Genomic DNA, 5,682 nt, shown 5'->3' with positions numbered 1-5,682 from the left:
CAGCAGCAGACCTGAGTGGTAATGCACATGCACACCGCTGTCTTCAAAGGTGTAATCATTAAAGCCATCATGCTCAGTATCAGCAGATGCATAGCCCATACCTAAAGCCAAAAAGACCTTCAGACTGACGCTTTTGCTTTGATCAAAGCCACCCACATCATGCACGTATCCCATACCTGCAAACATCGAGAAGTAGGTGGAGTCCTCCTTCTGATCCAGGCTGGAATCGTAGCCGTAGCTACGAGTGCCATCACCGCTGAGATAACGGCCACCGCCCATCAGGAAAACATTATCCTGGTAGCCGCCGAACATGCCGTTCATGGCCTCGAAAGTGGATGCCATAGCTTTGGCATCCACACCAATACCTGAGCCATCCACCATTGGGGTTAGCTGCTTACCCAGAATCAGGTAACCTGCAGCGCGATTGATCATTTGCTCGTTTTGGGTTTTTTCTGCAGCCACTTCAATCCGGTCTTCAGCATGCAGGCCAGCTGAAGCGAGAGATGCACCCAGCACAAAGATTGAGGCCTTAATCAATTTTTTCATGAGTTTTTCCTTTTTTTTGATTCAGATCAATGGATGTAATGGCTTTTCCTTTCGGATGCTTACAGGATAACCTGTAAGCAAAATAACCTGCAATACCTACCAGAAAAAAAGTGCAATTGGTCGGCACTGAAAATACAGTATCCTTACCCTACAAACAGCAGGTAGCGTGCAGCGAGGGCAAAACGATGAGTCACCTAAATTCAAAAATTATTGAGATCAGGAATTTTACGACGTTTACCAATGATCAGATGGAAGCGATACTGGCAACAGATCGTAAGATGCATATCATTGAAATGGATTCCCCTATTCAAGGTCAACTGTTGGCAATGAATGAGGATGGCTGTTTTGTTCTTGAGGCCAAGGTCAAAACAGCCAGAATTCCGGAGGACCAGCGCAAGCTCTATCCTGATGGGATTCTTTACCGTTTTATCTCTGAGGATCCGATCATTGCCCCCAATGTGAAGCAATTTATTTTGTTCTGGGCATCTGAGATGCACGCCCATGCCGTCGAAGTTTTGATGAACTAGATTCCTCTTGATGTGGGTCAAAGCCGTGTTAAAACTGAACTCAAGAAGGGTTGCCATACTGCGGACAGGTGGTAGACTCTCCGCACAATAATTCCTATGCCGGGCTTGAGACCTGCATGAAAAGGTAAGCACGGAGCAGTCATCTAAACATGGAAGCTATAACGGTGATCATTCATGCCTAATCGTCCAAGTCGCTTGCTTGAACTTTACCTTCAGAAGATACGTGAGAACCATTCAGACCAGGTGCTTGACCAACTCGCATGGCGCTCAATCAAAGGGGAAATGCTTGATCGCATTTACGGGTCAGGTGTACCGCCTTCAGTGACTGAAAGTGAGCGCCCGATCGCCGTGTCTGACCATGAATACGTTGCCTTGATGCGCCAGCAGGGATCAGATAAAGGTTGGCGACCCACCAAAAAGAACCTTCCCAAAGAACTTCGCTCATTCCATCATCATTGGGATATGGAGACGCTTAACAACTCCAGCATGGGTGTGGCGATTATCAGTGCAGATGGATTTGCATGGGGCGGCGGGCTTAGTCTTGGAGAGTCGCTAGATATGGCGATGGATCGTTTAAGCGCACAGATGACAGCGCCCAAGGCTATCAATCAGCTGAATATTTTAGCCCAAAGACTTGCAATGGGTGATATCAGTGTTTCAGAGGCGCGAGCACTCATCCTTGGTAGGGAAAAGGGAGGGGGTTATATATCTGCTACTTCAGAGCATTTATTGATTGCCCCGGCGACAGACTCATTGATTTTTTCATTGGATCAGAGCAAAAAAACGCCTATTCCTGTTCATCTGGCAGCAGTACATGACCATAATTCTTTTTCATCCTCTGCGCGATTAGTTTGTACTGATGAAGCAAATGATCCGCTGGCTGAGCAAAACCTTCTGCAGCGGAAAAAGGCGCTATCCATTATAGAAGCCTATGCGTCCGCTGGCGAAGACAATCCCTTTTCAGGCTCAACAGCGGATCTGCTCGATCATGTTCTGCGTACTACAGGTCAATCCATGATGATTATTGAAGGTGCCCAGGGCATGACCAGCATTCTTCGACAAATCAAAGCCAGCTACAAGACCGACCCTTTTGACTGGAGGCTTCTGCAGTCTTTTGCGCCTGATATTCATCAGTTGATTGGCTATGCTGAACGGGGATTGATTCTGGATGATTCCATGCCGGGGAAATTACTGGTGAAAGGAGCCGGAATTAAAGGGGATGCCATGGTGCTTTGCCTGGATGCTCTGGTTGAGCGCAGTGCAACCATAACCATGGATTTATCAGCGGGACTCGACACCCTGAACCAGTGGGCCTCTCATCCGGATCTTCATGTAAAGCGGCTGGCCGTGCCCGGCGAACGGCGGTATTTGTTTGAAATCGAACAAAAAGAGAGTCTTAAGCGCAGCGTGCTGAAATGGATGCCATCTGCAGAACCTATGCATCTGGATGCTTTTGACCGCGTATATGAGGGGGTGCAGGCATACCATTTCAAGGGTCGCAACAGTGATCCCGATCAAACATACGCACTGCTGGAGTTTCTTGGAGGTGAACATGGACTCATGGATTTTGTCAGCAAGAATGAAATAGATATACAGCCCTCGTCATCGAGCACTCCCTCGGATCGCTCTTTTGATGCTGATCTATAGCCAAAACTATACGGGATAGCCTATACTCCAGCAAAGTCATTTTTAAGATGATGGAGTGGCAATGGATCATTGGTCGGCATGGATGGTGGGACTTCCTTTGTATGGCCTGGCTTGGGGCAGTTTTCTCAATGCAATGGGGTATCGTTTAGGCACTCGTAATGGGCCTTATAACCGGCCTTTGGTATTGAGAAAACACCAGAGATCATCCTGCTGGTCTTGCGATCACACGCTGGCTTGGTATGACAACATCCCCATCGTGTCGTGGCTGGCCTTGCATGGCCGCTGCCGATACTGCGGGTCATTTATCCCTCCGGTTTATTTTATTGGCGAACTGACTTTTGCCTCTCTCCCTGTGATTATTTTTATGCTCACGGAATCATTACAGATAACGCTGGCTTTTGTTTTGATGTCTTCATGGATTTGGCTGCGCATGCTGGAGGCCTTTTGGCGCTCATTGCTGCATCAGGTCTGGATACTGCAAATAAAAGAGCGCGTTAAGAATTTTCAACCAACTAAAGAGAGCAATTAATGCCCGCAAAAATCATTGTTGTCACATCCGGAAAGGGTGGGGTAGGCAAGACAACGACCACGGCAGCCTTAGGTGCCGGACTTGCCAAAAAAGGTCACAAAACCCTGCTGATTGATTTCGATGTAGGTCTTCGAAATCTTGATCTGATCATGGGGTGTGAGCGTCGCGTGTTTTACGATCTGATCAACGTCATTCAGGGGCAAGCCAATTTACAGCAGGCGATCATCAAGGATCGCAACCTTGAAAACCTGTATGTCTTGCCTGCCTCACAAACGCAGGACAAGGATGCGTTAACCACAGAGGGGGTTGAAGCGATTCTCTCCCAAGCATCTAACCAGTTTGACTACATCCTGTGCGATTCGCCTGCAGGGATAGAAAAGGGCGCTCAGATGGCCATGATCTACGCCCATGAGGCGATTGTGGTGGTTAATCCGGAGGTGTCCTCAGTGCGCGACTCTGATCGAATTATCGGTATGTTGAATTCAAGGACAGTGTTAGGTGCGCACGCAGAATCCATGCCTATTCATCTCCTGGTGACCCGCTATGATTCAGTGCGAGTCAAGAAAGGTGAAATGCTGAGTATTCATGATATACAGGAAATTCTCTGCCTGAATTTGATTGGGATCATCCCAGAGGATCAGGCTGTTCTGAGCGCCTCCAACCGTGGCTTTCCGGTCGTTGTCGATAATGCAGACAGCAATGCAGCCCAGGCTTATATGATTGCCGCCAGAGCTCTGACCGAGGGCGGTGTGGAAATCACCATACCTGAGTCCAAAAAGCCATTTCGCTTATGGGAGCTATTCCGGTTCCGTAAGGAGGTTGCGTGAACTCAATACGCGCAGCGATTGGTGGCAACGAGTGGTTGCGCCGAGTCATGGGGGCGGCGCCACCTGCCGCAAGCTCTGCAACCGCAGCGAAAGATCGCCTGAAAATCATCCTTCAGCACCAGTCCGGCACCCAGCCAGGGCTTGATCTTAAGGTGCGCCAGATCCAGCAAGATATTTTGGCTGTCCTTGAGCGACATCTATCCATTGCAACAACGCAACTGGATATCAGTGTTAATGAGCGCAAAGACGGAGAGACGAGTCTTGAAATTAACGTCAGCTTGCCGGCTGACATCATTGAAAGTGAGGTTAGTAATGCCACAAAAAAAAGTTGAGTTAGATCCAACCAGTACGCTGGAGTATCAGCAGAAAAAGAGCGGTCGTCTTTTTTTGGGTGCATTTGGCTTGCTGGTAGCGGCTGCAGGCATGGCGGTTTTGCTGCATACAGGGAGCGCAAACACTCCATCAAAAGCTCAGGCGACCCCGGAGGCGGGGAGCAGCCTTGCAGCAGCCATGGCACAGAAGGTTCTACAGATAAACCCTGATCAATTCCAGCCAGGGAAAGCGCTGCAAGAAGGACTGAGCAGCCTAGGTGCCGAGTATGCTGGGATGCTGGATCTGAGTGAAGAGCAGCGCATCCCGGGCTTGATTGGCATGCTAGTCAAGCTGCCGGATGGTCAAACAGCTCCCGTTTTTACAACAATGGATGGCCAGTATTTGATTCCTGCCATCATCAATATGAAAACCCGTCAGGACTTTGTGCAGCTAATTGGCATGCAGCTGTCTTCCGATTCTGAGCAAGAAGCCTTTGACATTAACAAAGACTGGGATCGCTTAGAAGAGACGAATTATATTGCCATGGGATCGGCCGATCCAAAACGGATTGTCTACATTACCCATGACGCTTTTTGTCCGCACTGTAATCGCCTTTGGCAGGATAAAGAAGATATTGGCATTCCAGAAGGCACTCAGGTGCGCCTGATTCCCGTTGGTTTTCTGTCGCAGCAAAGCTCTGATTTGTCGGCCTACTGGCTTGGCTTGCAAGGCAAAGGAGGTGACGCACTTGCCTCCCTCCGCAAGCATGAAAAGCTTCGCGCTGAGGGTAAGGCGCTTGGCATTCATGATCTGATCAGCCCAAATGATATAACTCCGGAAGGCGTAGAGAAAAATCGGAACAATGTCAGTCGCCTGATCTCTTTTAATGCCCGAGGAACCCCGACCCTATTTTTCAAGGATTCAGAGGGAAATTCAAGGATGTTACCGGGACGGCCTCGCGACAAAGCCATGCTGATGGAGATTTTGGGTCACCCTAAACATTAAGCAATCGGATGGCGAAGCCCCTTAAAAATACCGGCACAATGCCGGTATTTTGCTTTCAGGAGACGGGTGCTGGCAGTTATGCTGCGTAGAGAAGAAGCAGCTTAGCAAAACCCGCGTAAACCCTCGTCCGCTCGGGCAGGGATATAAGCGGATGACCGCGTAGCGGTCATGGGTTGCAGGTGGTGAATAACGGCTGGTATTCCATACAGCAACATCAAGGGTCTCGAATAGTGGCTGACGAAAACCAAGCGGTACTGTCGAGACAAAAAAACAAAGCAAAATGCTTGAA

8 protein-coding genes are annotated in these 5,682 nt (G+C 49.0%); 6 read left to right on the top strand and 2 right to left on the bottom strand.

The genetic code is table 11. The features are described 5' to 3' along the window. On the bottom strand, positions 1–546 hold a 546-nt coding region (locus IBX50_RS16380), incomplete at its 3' end, for a hypothetical protein (protein WP_292257370.1). A gap of 110 nt (positions 547–656) precedes the next feature. Here IBX50_RS16380 and IBX50_RS16375 point away from each other — a divergent pair. The 6 genes from IBX50_RS16375 to IBX50_RS16350 all read left to right on the top strand — a co-directional run bounded on the left by IBX50_RS16375 (position 657) and on the right by IBX50_RS16350 (position 5,393). Beyond that, positions 657–1,073 (top strand): hypothetical protein, encoded by a 417-nt coding sequence (locus IBX50_RS16375; RefSeq protein ID WP_292257369.1) that lies wholly within the window; start codon positions 657–659, stop codon positions 1,071–1,073. Between the two features lie 174 nt (positions 1,074–1,247). Beyond that, positions 1,248–2,720 carry a hypothetical protein gene (locus IBX50_RS16370; protein WP_292257368.1) on the top strand — a complete coding sequence of 491 codons (1,473 nt, stop codon included), beginning with the start codon at positions 1,248–1,250 and terminating at the stop codon, positions 2,718–2,720. 61 nt (positions 2,721–2,781) lie between these two features. Further along, positions 2,782–3,249, top strand: a complete 468-nt coding sequence (locus tag IBX50_RS16365; RefSeq protein ID WP_292257367.1) for a prepilin peptidase — start codon at positions 2,782–2,784, stop codon at positions 3,247–3,249. Then, positions 3,249–4,076 carry a septum site-determining protein MinD gene (minD, locus tag IBX50_RS16360; RefSeq protein ID WP_292257366.1) on the top strand — a complete coding sequence of 276 codons (828 nt, stop codon included), beginning with the start codon at positions 3,249–3,251 and terminating at the stop codon, positions 4,074–4,076. Before IBX50_RS16365 ends, minD begins: the two co-directional genes overlap by 1 nt. Next, positions 4,073–4,408, top strand: a complete 336-nt coding sequence (locus IBX50_RS16355; RefSeq protein ID WP_292257365.1) for a cell division topological specificity factor MinE — start codon at positions 4,073–4,075, stop codon at positions 4,406–4,408. Before minD ends, IBX50_RS16355 begins: the two co-directional genes overlap by 4 nt. After that, the gene (locus tag IBX50_RS16350) at positions 4,389–5,393 is read left to right on the top strand and encodes a hypothetical protein (RefSeq protein WP_292257364.1); all 1,005 of its coding nucleotides are present in this window, start codon (positions 4,389–4,391) and stop codon (positions 5,391–5,393) included. Before IBX50_RS16355 ends, IBX50_RS16350 begins: the two co-directional genes overlap by 20 nt. Positions 5,394–5,414: 21 nt before the next feature. Here IBX50_RS16350 and IBX50_RS16345 read toward each other — a convergent pair. Then, positions 5,415–5,682: hypothetical protein (locus tag IBX50_RS16345; RefSeq protein ID WP_292257363.1), on the bottom strand; the 268-nt coding region annotated here is incomplete at its 5' end.

It is taken from the genome of Marinospirillum sp. (assembly GCF_014859565.1).
The sequence above is the reverse complement of the archived record's forward strand: the minus strand, read 5'-3'. Positions and strand labels throughout refer to the sequence as shown.